Annotated in this window: 11 protein-coding genes; 5 read left to right on the top strand and 6 right to left on the bottom strand. The window is 72.1% G+C overall.

Annotation, left to right across the window (positions count from 1 at the left end; genetic code table 11):
* Positions 1-8: 8 nt before the first annotated feature.
* Together V8J39_RS04995 and V8J39_RS04990 are read right to left on the bottom strand one after the other, a co-directional pair.
* Positions 9-716 carry a hypothetical protein gene (locus V8J39_RS04995; RefSeq protein ID WP_336459743.1) on the bottom strand — a complete coding sequence of 236 codons (708 nt, stop codon included), beginning with the start codon at positions 714-716 and terminating at the stop codon, positions 9-11.
* A gap of 169 nt (positions 717-885) precedes the next feature.
* Complete coding sequence (locus tag V8J39_RS04990; protein WP_336460204.1) at positions 886-1,632, bottom strand: cytochrome c biogenesis CcdA family protein; 747 nt, start codon at positions 1,630-1,632, stop codon at positions 886-888.
* A 167-nt stretch (positions 1,633-1,799) separates the two neighbouring features.
* Here V8J39_RS04990 and V8J39_RS04985 point away from each other — a divergent pair, with 167 nt between their 5' ends.
* Positions 1,800-2,030, top strand: coding sequence for a sulfurtransferase TusA family protein (locus V8J39_RS04985; RefSeq protein ID WP_336460203.1), 231 nt, complete (start codon positions 1,800-1,802; stop codon positions 2,028-2,030).
* Positions 2,031-2,230: 200 nt separating this feature from the next.
* Here V8J39_RS04985 and V8J39_RS04980 read toward each other — a convergent pair whose 3' ends face one another.
* The 4 genes from V8J39_RS04980 to purQ all read right to left on the bottom strand — a co-directional run bounded on the left by V8J39_RS04980 (position 2,231) and on the right by purQ (position 9,807).
* Positions 2,231-4,837, bottom strand: a complete 2,607-nt coding sequence (locus tag V8J39_RS04980; protein WP_336459742.1) for an Rne/Rng family ribonuclease — start codon at positions 4,835-4,837, stop codon at positions 2,231-2,233.
* 718 nt (positions 4,838-5,555) lie between these two features.
* Positions 5,556-6,887: a sigma-54-dependent transcriptional regulator gene (locus tag V8J39_RS04975; RefSeq protein WP_336459741.1), complete on the bottom strand. Its 1,332-nt coding sequence runs from the start codon at positions 6,885-6,887 to the stop codon at positions 5,556-5,558.
* Between the two features lie 400 nt (positions 6,888-7,287).
* Positions 7,288-9,090 carry a sensor histidine kinase gene (locus V8J39_RS04970; protein WP_336459740.1) on the bottom strand — a complete coding sequence of 601 codons (1,803 nt, stop codon included), beginning with the start codon at positions 9,088-9,090 and terminating at the stop codon, positions 7,288-7,290.
* Positions 9,091-9,138: 48 nt separating this feature from the next.
* Positions 9,139-9,807, bottom strand: a complete 669-nt coding sequence (gene purQ / locus V8J39_RS04965; RefSeq protein WP_336459739.1) for a phosphoribosylformylglycinamidine synthase subunit PurQ — start codon at positions 9,805-9,807, stop codon at positions 9,139-9,141.
* Between the two features lie 365 nt (positions 9,808-10,172).
* On the opposite strand from purQ, the gene V8J39_RS04960 reads away from it, so the two are divergent.
* The 4 genes from V8J39_RS04960 to V8J39_RS04945 all read left to right on the top strand — a co-directional run bounded on the left by V8J39_RS04960 (position 10,173) and on the right by V8J39_RS04945 (position 14,763).
* Positions 10,173-11,483, top strand: a complete 1,311-nt coding sequence (locus V8J39_RS04960; protein WP_336459738.1) for a hypothetical protein — start codon at positions 10,173-10,175, stop codon at positions 11,481-11,483.
* On the top strand, positions 11,480-12,865 hold the full coding sequence (locus V8J39_RS04955) for a cytochrome P450 (RefSeq protein WP_336459737.1): 1,386 nt from the start codon (positions 11,480-11,482) through the stop codon (positions 12,863-12,865). Before V8J39_RS04960 ends, V8J39_RS04955 begins: the two co-directional genes overlap by 4 nt.
* Positions 12,866-12,936: 71 nt before the next feature.
* A complete protein-coding gene (gene chrA / locus V8J39_RS04950; RefSeq protein ID WP_336459736.1) occupies positions 12,937-14,184 on the top strand; it encodes a chromate efflux transporter in 1,248 nt (415 codons plus the stop codon).
* Positions 14,185-14,313: 129 nt separating this feature from the next.
* Positions 14,314-14,763 carry an SspB family protein gene (locus V8J39_RS04945; RefSeq protein WP_336459735.1) on the top strand — a complete coding sequence of 150 codons (450 nt, stop codon included), beginning with the start codon at positions 14,314-14,316 and terminating at the stop codon, positions 14,761-14,763.
* The last annotated feature ends 94 nt before the right edge of the window (positions 14,764-14,857 follow it).

Genomic DNA, 14,857 nt, shown 5'->3' with positions numbered 1-14,857 from the left:
GTTCGGGGTCAGAAGGAGGCGTCGAAGGACACGGTCATCGCGCCCAGCGGTTCATGCGTGGCGGGATCGGCGACGGTGATCGAGACCTGCACAACCAGCTGCCCCGTCGAGTCGTCGAAATCCACGTCGCCGAAATGGATCGCATCGAACCCTTTCGGGAAGGTTTCGGTGAACTTAGCCTCGTCCCCCTGCCAGTAGTCCGAGGTGGTGTCGGTCGCCGCGACGTTCAGCCCGCGGTCGTCCATCACGATGATCTCGACGATCGCGCCGGCGGCCTCGGCCAGCTTGGTGCGCAGCAGGTCCGACAGCGGCGTGTCGATCACCGCGTCGATCGTCGGGTGGCGCGGCGCGTTCATCTCGGCGGCCCAGGCGGTGTCGAGCGCGGCGATGTCGTCGAGCGTCAGCGCGGCATGGCTGGCATTGGCCTGCCGCAGCGCCGCGAGGATCGCCGGATCGGTGGCCCAGGGCGTGACCCACTGCCCGAGCGCGTCGCGCAGCGCCGTCTCGAGCTGCGGCTCGGCCGCGCGGGCGTCGGTGGCCGGCAGCAGCGCCGCGCCGAGCGCGAGCGCGAGCGCCAGCGGGCGCAGCCCGGCCAGCGACGGCAGCGTGATGGACGGCAGCCGGATCATCGGCAGCTCGATCAGCGGCAGGGTGATCGGGGGCAGGGTGATTGCCGGCAGGGTGATGTGCGGCAGGGCGAAGGTATGCTTGGTCATGACGCGTCTCCGGTCTGGATCAGGGCCGGGCGGGATTGCCCGGCGTTGCGACGCGGCATAGCGCCCGGCCTGTTACGGCGGGCTTAATTTCGGAAGAATTGTAGGGGTTCGGTGAAGCCGACCTTAACCCGGCTCGGGCAGCCTGCCGCCGGGTGGTCCGGGGCCGTCGTCAGCCCAGCTGCGCGAGGGCGGGGAAGGTGTCGAGCAGCCAGAACGAGAATTGCGAGAAACCGCCGGTCAGCATCATCAGCCCGATCGTCCACAGCAGCAGGCCCATCACCCGCTCGATCCGCTCCATGTGGCGCTTCATGAAGGCCATCAGCGGGCCGAGGCGCGGGAAGAAGGCCGCGACCAGCAGGAACGGGATGCCCAGGCCCAGCGCATAGACCGCCAGCAGCGCCGCGCCGCGGCCAAGGCTGCTGTCCTGGGCGGCGAGCGACAGGATCATGCCCAGCTGCGGGCCGATGCAGGGCGTCCAGCCGAAGGCGAAGGCCAGGCCCAGCACGTAGGCGCCGAAGGCCGAGCCGCCGCGGTCGCCCGCGTCGATCCGTGCCTCGCGCGCGAGGATCGGGATCCGGACCACGCCCAGGAAATGCAGCCCGAAGGCCATCACCAACAGGCCGGCGAGCGTGTTGAACCAGTCCTGGTTGACCAGGAAGAAGCGGCCGAAGGCCGAGGCGGTGAAGCCCAGGAACAGGAACACCGTCGACAGGCCCAGCACGAAGAACGCGGCCGCCGCCAGGGGCTTGCGCGATCGTCCCTCCTGCATCTCGGTCATGCCGACCCCACCCATGTAGGCGAGGTAGGGCGGCACGATCGGCAGCACGCATGGGCTGAGGAACGACAGGATCCCCCCCGCGAGCGCGACCAGCGCGGCGGGCAGGAAGGCGGCGTCGAAGAGGTCGATCCCGAACATGGCTTCCGCCATAGCCCAAGCCCGCCCGCGCGTCATCCGCGAAAGCGGCGGATCACGCGAGCGTGGGACGCTGGACAGGGCCGGCCGCCCGCGCTAGCGCGGAGGGACGCGGGCGGAACCGGCGGCGCGGGCCGCGGTACGGGCGGGGGGCGGACGGCATGGACGGCATGGACGGCACGGTGACCGAGATCGACGCGCGCGGGCTGCTGTGCCCGCTGCCGGTGCTGCGGCTGCGCAAGCGTCTGGCGGCGCTGGGGCCGGGGGCGCGGGTGCGGCTCTTGGCGACCGACCCGGCCTCGTGGATCGACGTCCCGCATTTCTGCCGCGAGGCCGGCCACCGGCTGGTCGAGGCCGAGAGCCTGAACGGCCACCACCGCTATCTCGTCGAGCACGGCTGACCGCCGCCGGGACCACCCAACCCTCCGACCCCGCCGACCCAGACGTGCCCGCGGGCGGCGGCCGGCGCCGCGTGGCTGGCCGCTCGCGGGGACGGTGAGCGGACCTGCGGCGCAGACAGGGGCCTGAACGCGAAACGCCCCCCGCATCGCTGCGGGGGGCGTCGAACTCCGTCAGGGCCTTGCGCGGGCCAAAGGCGCGCTCAGCGCGCCCACCAGCCACGGCGCTTGGGCTTGTCGTCTTCCGCCTCGTCTGCGGTTTCGGCGGCAGTTTCGGCGGCGGCCGGGGCCATCGCCTCGGCCATGGCGGCCACTTCGACGACAGGCGCCGGGGTGGGCGCCGGGGTGGGCGCCGCTTCCGCTGCCGGGGCGGCAGGCGCCTCGGCGACGGCCGGTTCGGCGGCGGGGGCGTCCGCGGCCTCGGGCTCGGCCGCCTTCTTGCGACGCGGCGCGCGCTTCTTCTTCGGCGCCTCCTCGGCGACCGGTTCGGGCGCGGGCTCACCCGGCGCAGCCTCGGCCTCGGGCTCGGCGGCCTTCTTGCGGCGCGGCGCGCGCTTCTTCTTCGGCGCGGGCTCCTCGGCAACGCCCTCGGTCGGCGCCTCGGTCACCACGTCGGCGACGGGTTCGGCGACGGGCTCGGCCACCGCCTCGATCAGAGCAGCCTCGACCGGAGCAGCCTCGACCGGAGCGGCCTCGGCGGCCGGTTCCTCGGCCACGAGGTCCTCGGCGCCCTCATCGGCCTCGGCATCGTCGCCATCGGCCTCGTCATCGCCCGCCGCGCCCTGGGCCTCGCCATTGGTGCCCTTGCGCTTGCGCCGGCGCCGACGCTTCTTCTTCGGTCCGCGCTCGTCGCCCTCGGCCTTCGGCTCCGCCTCGACGGCCACGGCCTCCTCGGCCACCACCGCCTCGACGATCACCTCCTCGGTCTCGACCACCACCTCGTCGGGCATCAGCCCGGCATCGGTGCCCGAGATCACCACCGGCGTCGCCTCGGGCACCGCCCGGGTCGCGACCTTGAACTTCTCGAGCGCGTAGTCCGGCGAGATCAGCGCCGGATCGACCTCGATCCGCACCGACATGCCATAGCGCGCCTCGATCTGCGCCACGTGCTCGCGCTTGGCGTTGATCAGGAAGTTCACCACCGACATCGGCGCCTTCAGCAGCACCTCGCGCGACCGCTTGCGCGTGCCCTCTTCCTCGATCGCGCGCAGGATCGACAGCGCGAGGCTCTCGTCCGAGCGGATGATCCCGGTGCCGTGGCAATGCGCGCAGGGCTGCGTCGTCGCCTCGAGCATGCCGGGGCGCAGGCGCTGGCGGCTCATCTCGAGAAGGCCGAAGCCCGAGATCCGGCCGACCTGGATGCGGGCGCGGTCGGTCTTCAGCTTTTCCTTCAGGCGCTTCTCGACGGCGGCGTTGTTCTTGCGCTCTTCCATGTCGATGAAGTCGATGACGATCAGGCCCGCAAGGTCGCGCAGGCGCAGCTGGCGCGCGACCTCCTCGGCCGCCTCCAGGTTCGTCTTCAGCGCCGTGTCCTCGATCGAGCCCTCCTTCGTGGCCCGGCCCGAGTTCACGTCGATCGCGACCAGCGCCTCGGTCACGCCGATGACGATGTAGCCGCCCGACTTCAGCTGGACCGTCGGGTTGAACATGCCCGACAGGTAGCTTTCGACCTGATAGCGCGCGAACAGCGGCAGCGTCTCGTGGTAGTGCTTCACCTGATGGACCTGCTGCGGCAGGATCATCTTCATGAAGTCGCGCGCCTCGAGGAAGCCGCGCTCGCCCTCGACGATGACCTCGTCGATGTCCTTGGCGAAGAGGTCGCGGATCGACCGCTTGATCAGGTCGCCCTCCTCGTAGATCTTCGCTGGCGCGATCGACTTCAGCGTCAGGTCGCGGATCTGCTGCCAGAGCCGCATCAGGTATTCGTAGTCGCGCCGGATCTCCTGCGGCGTGCGCTGGCTGCCCGCGGTGCGGATGATCAGGCCGGCGCCCTCCGGCACCTCCATCTCGGAGGCGATGTCCTTGAGCTTCTTGCGGTCCGCGGCATTGGTGATCTTGCGCGAGATGCCGCCGCCACGGGCGGTGTTGGGCATCAGCACGCAGTAGCGCCCGGCCAGCGACAGGTAGGTGGTCAGCGCCGCCCCCTTGTTGCCGCGCTCTTCCTTCACGACCTGGACCAGCATGATCTGCCGGACCTTGATCACTTCCTGGATCTTGTAGCGGCGGGCGCGCGGCTTGCGCGGGGCCCGGATCTCTTCGGTGACGTCCTCGTCGGCGACCGACTCGATGTCCTCGTCGGTCTCGGCGGCGTGGTCGGCCGCGACATAGGGCTCGTCGCCCGACGCCTCGGGCGCGCCACCCTCGGCGCCGTCCTCGGTCGCGGGCTCGTCGAGATCGACGATGTCCATCCCGTCGATCTCGTCGCTGGCGACGGTCGCGTCACCGCCGGCCGCGGCCTCGGCGCGCGGCTTGCGGCGGCGGCGCTTCGAGCGGCTGGCCTCTTCGGCCTCCATCGCCTCGGCATAGGCGCGTTCCTCGGCAAGCAGCGCCTGACGGTCCGCGAGCGGGATCTGGTAATAGTCGGGGTGGATCTCCGAGAAGGCGAGGAAGCCGTGACGGTTCCCGCCGTAATCCACGAAGGCCGCCTGCAGCGAGGGTTCGACCCGCGTGACCTTCGCCAGGTAGATGTTACCCGCCAGCTGGCGCTTGTTTACGGTCTCAAAGTCGAATTCCTCGACCTTGTTGCCGTCCGCCACCACGACGCGGGTCTCTTCCGCGTGGGTGGCATCGATGAGCATCTTCTTTGCCATTGTACCTGTATCTGACAGCCGATCGCGCACCGCGGCCCGCGGGATCATCTCCCGGGGCCCCGGCGGTCATCTGGCTGCTTTCATGAATGAGGCGATCCCCGCCGAGGGGGTGACGGAGGAGGGCGCGGAGGCCCGGCGCAGCCGATGGCCGCCCCGTCTTCCAGTCCGTCGTCCTCGCGCAGGTCATCGCGGTTCTTTTCCTGGCGCCGGGGCGCCTGCTGATGCCCCGCTTGCGCGGGGCGAATTCGGCCTCGCGGCCCTTCTCGGGCCGTCCCCGGGCGGATCCCCGAAGGACCCCGCTACCGGCCGGACGGCTGCGAAACTGATGGATCGGCGGCGGCAGGTCTTCCCGGGGGAGCCCCGGCGCGACACGGGCCAAGCCGATAGCCTGAATCATACGTGTGAATGCAAGATGAACACAATCGGTTTTTGGAACCGATGATGTCGCGGGGCCACAAGCGGCCCGCAACCGCGCGGGCCCCGTGTCTTTTCCGGGCCCGCTTCCGACGCCGCGCCCCGGCCCGGTGCCGTTGCCTCGGGCGGGTGCGGGCGGGGGCTGACGGGGGTCCGGGTGGGGGGCCGGGGAGGGGGCGCTGCCCCCGCCGCCGTTGGCGGCCCCCCGGGATATTTCGGCAAAGTCGAGAGACGCGGCCGAAGCCAGGGGCCTTGCCAGGCGCCGTGCCTGGGGCCGCGTCAGAGGGCGCCGGTCGGAGGTCGCTCAGAGGTAGTCGGAGCGCTGCAGGCCGTACTTTGCCATCTTCTCGTTCAGGGTGCGGCGCGGCAGGCACAGCTCGTCCATCACCGAGGTGATCGAGCCCTTGTGGCGGCGCATCGTGTTGTCGATCAGCATCTTCTCGAAGCTCTCGACATATTCCTTCAGCGGCTTGCCCTCGGTGGTGATCACCGGGCCCGCGGCCTCGTTCTCGGTCATCAGGAGCGAGGCGATCGAGCCGGTGCCGCGGCGGTTCTGCAGCACCGCGCGCTCGGCCACGTTGATCAGCTGGCGGATGTTGCCGGGCCAAGGCGCCTGCAGCAGCTGCGCCGCCTCCTGCGCGGTGATCTGCGGCGCCTCGCACCCGTATTCGTCGGCGAAGCTTTCGGCCATCCGCGTGAACAGCGTCAGGATGTCCTCGCCGCGGGTGCGCAGCGGCGGCAGCGTGATCTTCAGCGCCGAGAGCCGGTAGTAGAGGTCGGGGCGCAGCGCGTCCTCGACGGTGCGGCCGGCCTGGTGATCGTTGCAGATCGCCACGATCCGGGTCTCGGCCGGGGTGCCCTGGTCGTTGATGAAGGTCAGCAGCCGCGCCTGCAGCGCCTGGCTCAGCGCCTCGACATCCTCGAGCAGCACCGTGCCGCCGCGGGCCTCCTCGACCAGAGGCAGCGGGCCGCCCTCCTCGACGGGGCCGAAGAGGCGCTGCGCCAGCATCTCCTCGGAATAGGCCGCGCAGGAGAGCGAGGCGAACTTCTTCGAGGCGCGGGGCCCGACGGCATGCAGCGCATGGGCGACCAGCGTCTTGCCGGTGCCGGTCTCGCCGTCGATCAGCACGTGGCCGTCGGCCTGGCCGAGGTCGAGGATGTCCTCGCGCAGGCGTTCCATCGGCGTCGACGAGCCGATCAGCTTCTCCATGATCCCGGTGCCGTCGGCGAGGTCGCGGCGCAGCGCGCGCGCATCAAGCGTCATCCGCCGGTGCTGGGTGGCGCGCTTGGCAAGCTCGGTCATCCTGCCGGGGTCGAAGGGCTTTTCCAGGAAGTCCCAGGCGCCGAGGCGCATCGCCTCGACCGCCATCGGCACGTCGCCATGGCCGGTGATCATGATCACCGGCAGGCCCGAATCCTGGCCCATCAGCCGCTTGAGGAAGGCCATGCCGTCCATGCCGGGCATCTTGATGTCGGAGACGACCACGCCGGGCCAGTCGCTGCCGATCGCCTTCAGCGCATCCTCGGCGCAGCCGAAGGTCTCGGTCTCGAAACCCGACAGCGTCAGCCACTGGCTGATCGACTGGCGCATGTCCTGTTCGTCATCGACGATAGCGACCTTCATCGTGCGTGCCATCTGGGGGGCATCTCCCGCTTGTTCTCGTTCTCGGCCGGGCGCGGCGGGCGCCCGGGTCGTCCTGGCAGTCAAGGCAATCTACGCGGGCGCCGAAAAGTTCCGTCGCCTGCCGCCCGGTCATCGGGCGCGTCGTTCCCGCCAGGCGTGACCCCGTACGCCGACCCGTACGTGGCCCAGTGCGTGACCCCGTGAGAGGCCCCGCGGCACGTCCGGGACGGGCACCGTGATGGACCCGGGCCGGCCGGGCCGCCAATCACGTCCGCGTCACGTCCCGGCCGGGCCTGTCCGGCACAGGCGCGCCCGGGACCGGCTCGCCCCGGACCGGCACGCCCCGGCCGGTCGGGCGCCGGCCCGGCATGTCTGGCGAGGATAGCATGGATCGTGCGGCTGCGGACGGGCTTCATTCGGCGGCGCGCAGCTCGCCCAGCAGCGGCAGGCGCATCTCGAACACCGCGCCGCCACCCTGCGCGTTGCGCGCCGTCAGCCGCCCGCCCAGATCGGTGACGATGCCCGAGGAGATCGCGAGCCCGAGCCCGACCCCGTCGCCCGGCTTCTTCGTGGTCCAGAACGGCTCGAACAGCTTTTCGAGGTCGGCGATGCCATGGCCGTTGTCGCGCACCGACAGGCTGGCGGTCTCGCCCGCGGCGAGCAGGATGTCGATCTGGGGATCCTTGGCCTCGCGCGTGGCGTCGAGCGCGTTGCGCAGCAGGTTGATGATCACCTGCTCGAGCCGGATCCGGTCGGCCATCACCTGCACCGGCTGCTTGGGGACCGAGCGCACGATCCGCACCGCCCGGGTGCGCAGCTGCGGCTCCATCATCGTCAGCGCCGAGGAGAGGCAGGCGCGCAGGTCGACCGGCTCGAAGGCCTCGCCGCCCTTGCGGGCATAGGATTTCAGCTGCCGGGTGATCGCGCCCATCCGCTCGATCAGGTCGTCGATGCGCTGGAACGAGGACATCGCCTCGGTCGGGCGGTCGCGCTGCAGCAACAGCCGCGCCCCGGCCAGATAGGTCTTCATCGCCGCCAGCGGCTGGTTCAGCTCGTGGCTGACGGCGGCCGACATCTCGCCCAGCGCGGCCAGCTTCGAGGACTGCGCCAGCGTCTGCTCGGCCACGGCGAGGTCCTTCTGCGCCTTCTCGCGCTCGGCGATGACGCGCTGCAGCCGCGCGTTCAGCTGCCGCAGCTCGGTCGATTCGCGCATCAGCACCCGGCTTTGCAGCCGCGCCCGGCGCTGCAGCATGTAGAAGGCGAGCGCCATCAGGATCGCGAACAGCATGATCTCGAGCGCGAGCACCGCGTTCACCCGCTCGCGGATCGAATCGTAGGTCGAGAAGGCGGTCATCCGCCAGCCGCGGAACGGCACGCGGGCATCGACGCGCATCACCGCCTCGCCTTGGACATAGGCGTCGGGGGTGGGGTTGGCCCAGTCGGCGGTGGCCTGCAGCGCGCGCTGGATCGCCGAGGGCGCGCTGCGCACCGACAGCGCCTCGTCCATGGTCAGCCCGCGCCAGCGCGGCTCGGTCGCCAGGATGATCCGCCCCTCGCTGTCGGTCACCGCCACCGCGTCGGCGATCACCGACCAGCTGCGCTCGTACCGGCTGAGGTCGACGCCGACCAGGATCACGCCCCGGAACTGGTTGTCGAAGGTCACGGCGCGCGTGTAGGTGAAGGCCGATCCGCCGCTGTCCTGCGGGCTGACGGTGAAGATCGTCTCTTTCGAGCGCTGGGCCGAGATGAAGAACGGCTCTTTCGACAGGTTCGCGCCGATGCGGTTGCGGTCGGTCGCGGCCACGACGCGGCCCTGGCCGTCCAGAAGCTGGATCGAGGCCGCGCCGATCTCTTTCTGGGCCGAGATCAGCCGCGACGAGGTCAGCGAATAGTTCTGGCTGTTCAGCGCGCCGATCAGCTCGGGGTCGCGCGCGAGCAGGAGCGGCACGACCGAGTTGCGCTGCAGCTCGGAGATGATGTTGCCGGTGTAAAGCGCGACGCGCACCTCGGCGCGGTTGCGGGTGCTTTCGGTGAAGCGCTGCGTCAGCCAGGAATTGGTGATCCAGATCACCGCCACGGCGATGACCACGATCGCGCCGATGGCGCCGCGCAGCCACCAGCGCCCGATGCGCCGCTCGGCCGCGCTGATCCCGTCGGCGTCGTCGTCGGCGCTGTCGCCTGCGGGGGCGGAGGAGGAGGAGGGGCGCAGGATCATGTCCCGCCCGTTCTACCGGCGGGCGGGCATCGGCTCAAGCGGCCGGGATCAGGCGGCGGCCATCTGGCCCAGAATCGAGCGGAACAGCGCCGATCCGTCGGTGCCGCCCTGCACCGGGTCGGCCGCGCGCTCGGGGTGCGGCATCATCCCCAGCACCCGGCGGTTGGCCGACAGCACGCCCGCGATGTCGTCCATCGCGCCGTTGGGATTGGCGGTGTAGGTGAAGGCGATGCGATCCTCGGCCTTCAGCCGCGCAAGCCCTTCGGCGTCGACGGTGTAGTTGCCGTCGTGATGGGCGATCGGCAGGGTGATCTCCTGGCCCTTCTCGAAGGCCGAGGTGAAGGCGCTGTCGGTGGTGGCCACCCGCAGGCCGACGGGGCGGCAGATGTACTTCAGCGAGGCGTTGCGCATCAGCGCGCCCGGCAGCAGCCCCATCTCGGTCAGGATCTGGAAGCCGTTGCAGATGCCGATGACGAAGCCGCCCTTGTCGGCGAAGGCCTTGACCGCGGTCGAGATCGGCGATTGCGCCGCGATCGCGCCGCAGCGCAGGTAGTCGCCGTAGGAGAAGCCGCCCGGGACGCCAACGACATCGGTGCCGGTGGGCAGCGCGCTGTCCTTGTGCCAGACGCGGGTGACCTCGAAGCCCTGGGCCTCGAAGGCGACGGCGAGGTCGCGGTCGCAGTTCGAACCGGGGAAGGTGATGACGGCGGCTTTCATCGGGGGCTCCTGCGGGGACGGGCGGGGATGGCCTCCCATACACCCATCCCCGGCGCGAGGAAAGCGGGGAAACCCGTGCGGCTTCGGGGGGCCGTAGGGGGGCGCGGGGGCGGCCGGGGGGGCAGGAGGGGCGCTGCCCCTCTGCCCGCGTGCCGCGGGCATTCACCCCGGGATATTTGGGCCAAGGCGAAAGCAGCCGCCGGGCGCCCGATGCCGCCATTGGCCCTTATAACCGCCGGAATTCGCGGATACCCTCGCCGGGACGGAGAGGCGCGGGGGCGGCGCCGGAGGTGGTGGGCCGGGCTTTGGGCCCGGGGCGGGGCAGGGTCTTGGACGGGGTCGTGGACGGGCAGGTGGACGGAAGCTTGGACGAGCGCCCGGAGGGGAACGCGGCGGCGGTGCGCCGGCGGCGGGTGTTCTACATCCCCGGCTACGACCCGTTCCATCCCCGCCGCTACCGCGAGCTTTACCGCAAGGAGGCGCAGGCGCAGGCGGCGCTGTCGGGATATGACATCGCCCTGGTGCCACGCGCGGGCAAGGGGGCCGGTGCCGGACTTGCCACTGGACCCGGGCCTGGGTCCGGCGCGGGCGGCGGGCGCTACGGCTGGCGGGTCGAGGGCCGGATCGAGGGCGCCGAGACCCGGGCCGAGGTCGAGGTGCTGGTCTGGTCCGACCTCGTGCGCGCCTCGATGGGGCAGTCGATCGCGGCGACCTACGGCCAGCTTGCGCGCACCGCCTGGATCTATCTCGCCGATGGCACGCTCCTGCGGCTCGCGCGGCTGCGCGGCGGACCGATCGTCGCCGCGCTCTACCCGGTGGCGGTGCTGCTGGGCCAGCTTCTGGCCGCGCTCGCCGGCGGGGCGGCGGTGGCGGGCGGGCTGGGCTGGGCGCTCGGGCGCGCGGGGCTGCCGGCCTGGGGCGCGGTCGCGGCCGCGACGCTTGCCGGGGCCGCGCTCGCGGTCTGGGCGCTGGTGCGGTTCAAGCGGCTCGACCACCGGCTCTATGCCTATTACCTGATGCACGACTATGCCTTCGGCGCGCGCGGGCGCGGCGCAAACCCGCCCGCGCTCGAGGCGCGGCTCGCGGCCTTCACCGCCGCGATCCGCGCCGCGCTCGACGAGGACTGGGACGAGGTGCTGGTCGTGGGCCATTCCTCGGGCGCCCATCTCGCGGTCTCGGCGCTGGCCGACCTGATCCGCGCCGGCGTGCCCGATCGCGGCCCGGCGCTGTCGTTCCTCAGCCTCGGGCAGGTGGTGCCGATGGTGTCGTTCCTGCCCGGCGCCGGGCGGCTGCGGGCCGACCTGCGCTTCCTGTCGGCGCGCGACGAGCTGGTGTGGATCGACGTGACCGCGCCCGGCGACGGCTGCGCCTTCGCGCTGTGCGACCCGGTGGCGGTGACGGGGGTGGCGCCGCCCGGGCAGCGCTGGCCGCTGGTGCTGTCGGCGGCGTTTTCGCAGACGCTGAGCCCGGCGCGCTGGGCCGAGATGCGGCGCCAGTATTTCCGGCTGCATTTCCAGTATCTCTCGGCCTTCGACAACCTGCCCGGCCGCCCCGACGACTACGACTATTTCCGCATCACCGCCGGGCCGCGCACGCTGGCCGGGCGCCTCGGGGGGCGCAGCCCCTCGCCCAGCCGCATCACCCGCGCCTGCGCGCGCCACCGGTCGCTGCAATGACGCCGCTGCCGCCCAAGCCCGAGGCGCGGCCCGACCGGGTCGGCCTGCTGCGCTACCTGCGGCTGTTCCGGGCCGACATCCTCTCGGCGCAGCCGGCGCGGCTGTACCGGGCCTGGATGGCCGAATTCCGCACGCCCTTCTTCGCAAGCTACATGTGCAACGACCCGGATCTGGTTGACCTGGTTCTGAAATCCCGGCCCGGCGACTTCCCGAAATCCGACCGCGTGCGCGAGGGGCTGGCGCCGCTGCTGGGCCGGTCGGTCTTCGTCACCAACGGCGCGACCTGGGAGCGGCAGCGCCGGATCATCGACCCCGCCTTCGAGGGCGGCCGCCTGCGCGACACCTTCCCCGCGATGTGGGCGGCCTCGGGCGCCGCCGCGGCGCGGCTGCAGGCGCAGGCGGGTGCAGAGGGGGTGGTCGAGATCGAGGCCGAGGCGAGCCATGCCGCCGCCGACATCATCTTCCGCACCCTGTTCTCGATCCCGATCGAGCACGAGACCGCGGCGGCGGTGTTCCACGAGTTCCGCCGCTATCAGCGCACGCAGCCGCTGCTGAACCTTGCCGCCTTCCTGCCGCTGCCGCGCTGGCTGCCGCGGCCGCACCGGCGCGCGGTGCGGGCGAGCGCGGCGCGGATCCGGGCGCTGATCACCGCCCTGACCGCGGCGCGCGCCGCCGAGATCGCCGCGGGCACCGCGCCCGACGACCTCGCGACCAAGATCATGACCATGGCCGACCCGGTCACCGGCGCGCGCTTCGGCATCGACGAGATGGTCGACCAGGTGGCGATCTTCTTCCTGGCCGGGCACGAGACCTCGGCCTCGGCGCTCGGCTGGGCGCTCTATCTGCTGGCATGCGATCCCGCCGCGCAGGACCGCGCCGCGGCCGAGGCCGCGGCCTTCCCGCAAACCCCCGGTTTCGCCGACCTTTCGCGGCTGGCGTTCACCCGCAACGTCTTCCGCGAGGCGCTGCGCCTCTATGCCCCGGTGCCGATGATGGTGCGCGAGACGACGCGGCCCGAGACCTTCCGCGACCGTGCCGTCGCGCCGGGGGCGCAGGTGGTGATCTCGTCCTTCCACCTCGGCCGGCACGAGCGGATCTGGGACGATCCCGACCGCTTCGATCCCGACCGCTGGACCCGGCCCGAGACCCGGCCCGCCAGCCGCGCGGGCTATCTGCCGTTCTCGGCCGGGCCGCGGGTCTGCCCCGGGGCGGGCTTTGCCATGGCCGAGGGCGTGCTGATGCTGGCCGCGATCCTGGCCCGGGTGCGGCTGGAGCCGGTGCCGGGTGCGGTGCCGGTGCCGGTGGCGCATCTGACGGTGCGTGCGCGCGACGGCATCCGGCTGCGCGTGATCGCCCGCGACCCGCCGTCACCGGCACGTTAACATCGCGGTCTATGGCGGCGGGACGGCCACGGCGGGACGGCCGCGGCGGGACGACGGGGGGGGGATGGCGCATGCACGAGATCGTCCGGGTGTTCCTGAAGATCGGCCTGATCTCGTTCGGGGGGCCGGCGGCGCAGATCGCGCTGATGCACCGCGAGCTGGTCGAGACCCGGCGCTGGTGCACCGAGGCCGATTATCTGGCGGCGCTGTCGCTGTGCATGCTGCTGCCGGGGCCCGAGGCGATGCAGCTGGCGACCTGGGCCGGGTGGCGGCGCGGCGGGGTCGCGGGCGGGCTGGTGGCGGGGGCGCTGTTCGTGCTGCCCGGGGCGGTGCTGATCGCGGCGCTGGCCGCGGCCTATCTGGCCTGGGGCGGGCTGCCCTGGGTGGCGGGGCTGTTTCTCGGGGTGAAGGCCGCGGTGGTCGCGGTGGTGATCGAGGCGCTGCTGCGCGTCGCGCGCCGCGCGCTGGGGTCGGGGCTGGCGCGGGCCATCGCGGCGGCGGCCTTCGTGGCGCTGTTCGTCGTCGGGCTGCCGTTCCCGGCGGTGCTGCTGGCGGCGGCGGCCTGCGGCGCGCTCTGGCTGCGGCCGGCGCCGCGCGGCGCGGCCGCGCCCGCGGGGCGGCCGACCGGGGTCGCGGTCGCGGCCTGCGCGCTGGCCTGGGCCGCGCCGCTCGCGGCGCTGTGGCTGGCGGGCGGGGGCTTCCTGCTGGACCTCGGGCTGTTCTTCTCGCGCCTCGCGGTGCTGTCCTTCGGCGGCGCCTATGCGCTGCTGGCCTGGATGGTGACCGAGCTGGCCGAGGGCCGCGGCTGGGTCAGCACCGGGCAGATGATCGACGCGCTGGGCCTGGCCGAGACGACGCCGGGGCCGCTGATCCTGGTGACGGAATTCGTGGGGTTCCTCGCGGGCTACGGGCAGGGCGGCTGGGGGCTGGCGCTGGCCGCGGCGGCGCTGGTGCTGTGGGTGACCTTCCTGCCCTCGTTCCTGTTCGTCTTCGCCGCCGCGCCCCATCTCGACCGCATCGTCGGCCGGCCGCGGCTGGCGGGGGCGCTGGCGGGGGTGGGGGCGGCGGTGGTCGGCGTCATCGCCACGCTGGCCGCGGTCTTCGCGCTGCACCTGCTGTTCGGGCGGCTCGGCGACGGGCCGCTGGCGCTGCCGCGGCCGGATCCGGCCAGATTCGACTGGCGCGCGGGGCTGATCGCGCTGGGCGCGGGGGTGGCGCTCTTGCGGCTGCGGCTGGGGCTGCCTTGGGTGCTGGGCGGCGCCGCGCTGGCCGGGCTTGCGCTGACGCTCGCGGGGGTGGCGCCGCCGCCGGGGGGGTGACGGCCGTCCCCTCGGCCCCCGGCTCGGTGCCCACCTCGGCGCCCCGCCTTGCCCCCCGACGAAGGGGCACTTTCCTTCGCATCCAAATCCCCTATGCTCGGGGAAAGGACGACCGCTCGGGAATATGTCATGGCGCGCAACATCGATTACGGCAACCTCATGCACCGGGCGCTTCGCGGTCTGATCCAGGAGGTTCTCGAGGACGTGGCGCAGAACGGCCTGCCGGGCCAGCACCACTTCTTCATCACCTTCGACACCAGCCACCCCGACGCCCAGCTGGCCGACTGGCTGCGCGACCGCTATCCCGACGAGATGACGGTGGTGATGCAGCACTGGTTCGACGGGCTCGAGGTCGACGACGCCGGCTTCGCGGTCACGCTGAACTTCGGCGACAGCCCCGAGCCGCTCTACATCCCCTTCGACGCGATCCGCACCTTCGTCGACCCCTCGGTCGAATTCGGCCTGCGCTTCGAGACGCAGGAGACCGACGAGGACGACGAGGACGAGGACGAGCCCGAGGACGATCCCGCGCCGAAGCAGGATGCCGAGGTCGTGCGCCTCGACACCTGGCGGAAGTAAGGACGGGCGCAAGTCAAGGGCGGGCGCAGGCAAGGGCCCGCTCGAACGAGGGGCTGCGGCCCCGCCCGGTGAAAAGCCGGGCGCGCAGCCGATG

This window comes from Frigidibacter sp. MR17.24 (assembly GCF_037095655.1).
GTDB lineage: Bacteria > Pseudomonadota > Alphaproteobacteria > Rhodobacterales > Rhodobacteraceae > Frigidibacter.
Note: the sequence above shows the minus strand (reverse complement) of the source record. Positions and strands in the feature narration are given on the sequence as shown.

Coding starts and splice junctions, on each gene's coding strand:
- V8J39_RS04995 (WP_336459743.1), bottom strand. CDS start 716: ATGACCAAGCATACCTTCGCCCTGCCGCACATCACCCTGCCGGCAATC.
- V8J39_RS04990 (WP_336460204.1), bottom strand. CDS start 1,632: ATGTTCGGGATCGACCTCTTCGACGCCGCCTTCCTGCCCGCCGCGCTG.
- V8J39_RS04985 (WP_336460203.1), top strand. CDS start 1,800: ATGGACGGCACGGTGACCGAGATCGACGCGCGCGGGCTGCTGTGCCCG.
- V8J39_RS04980 (WP_336459742.1), bottom strand. CDS start 4,837: ATGGCAAAGAAGATGCTCATCGATGCCACCCACGCGGAAGAGACCCGC.
- V8J39_RS04975 (WP_336459741.1), bottom strand. CDS start 6,887: ATGGCACGCACGATGAAGGTCGCTATCGTCGATGACGAACAGGACATG.
- V8J39_RS04970 (WP_336459740.1), bottom strand. CDS start 9,090: ATGATCCTGCGCCCCTCCTCCTCCTCCGCCCCCGCAGGCGACAGCGCC.
- purQ (WP_336459739.1), bottom strand. CDS start 9,807: ATGAAAGCCGCCGTCATCACCTTCCCCGGTTCGAACTGCGACCGCGAC.
- V8J39_RS04955 (WP_336459737.1), top strand. CDS start 11,480: ATGACGCCGCTGCCGCCCAAGCCCGAGGCGCGGCCCGACCGGGTCGGC.
- chrA (WP_336459736.1), top strand. CDS start 12,937: ATGCACGAGATCGTCCGGGTGTTCCTGAAGATCGGCCTGATCTCGTTC.
- V8J39_RS04945 (WP_336459735.1), top strand. CDS start 14,314: ATGGCGCGCAACATCGATTACGGCAACCTCATGCACCGGGCGCTTCGC.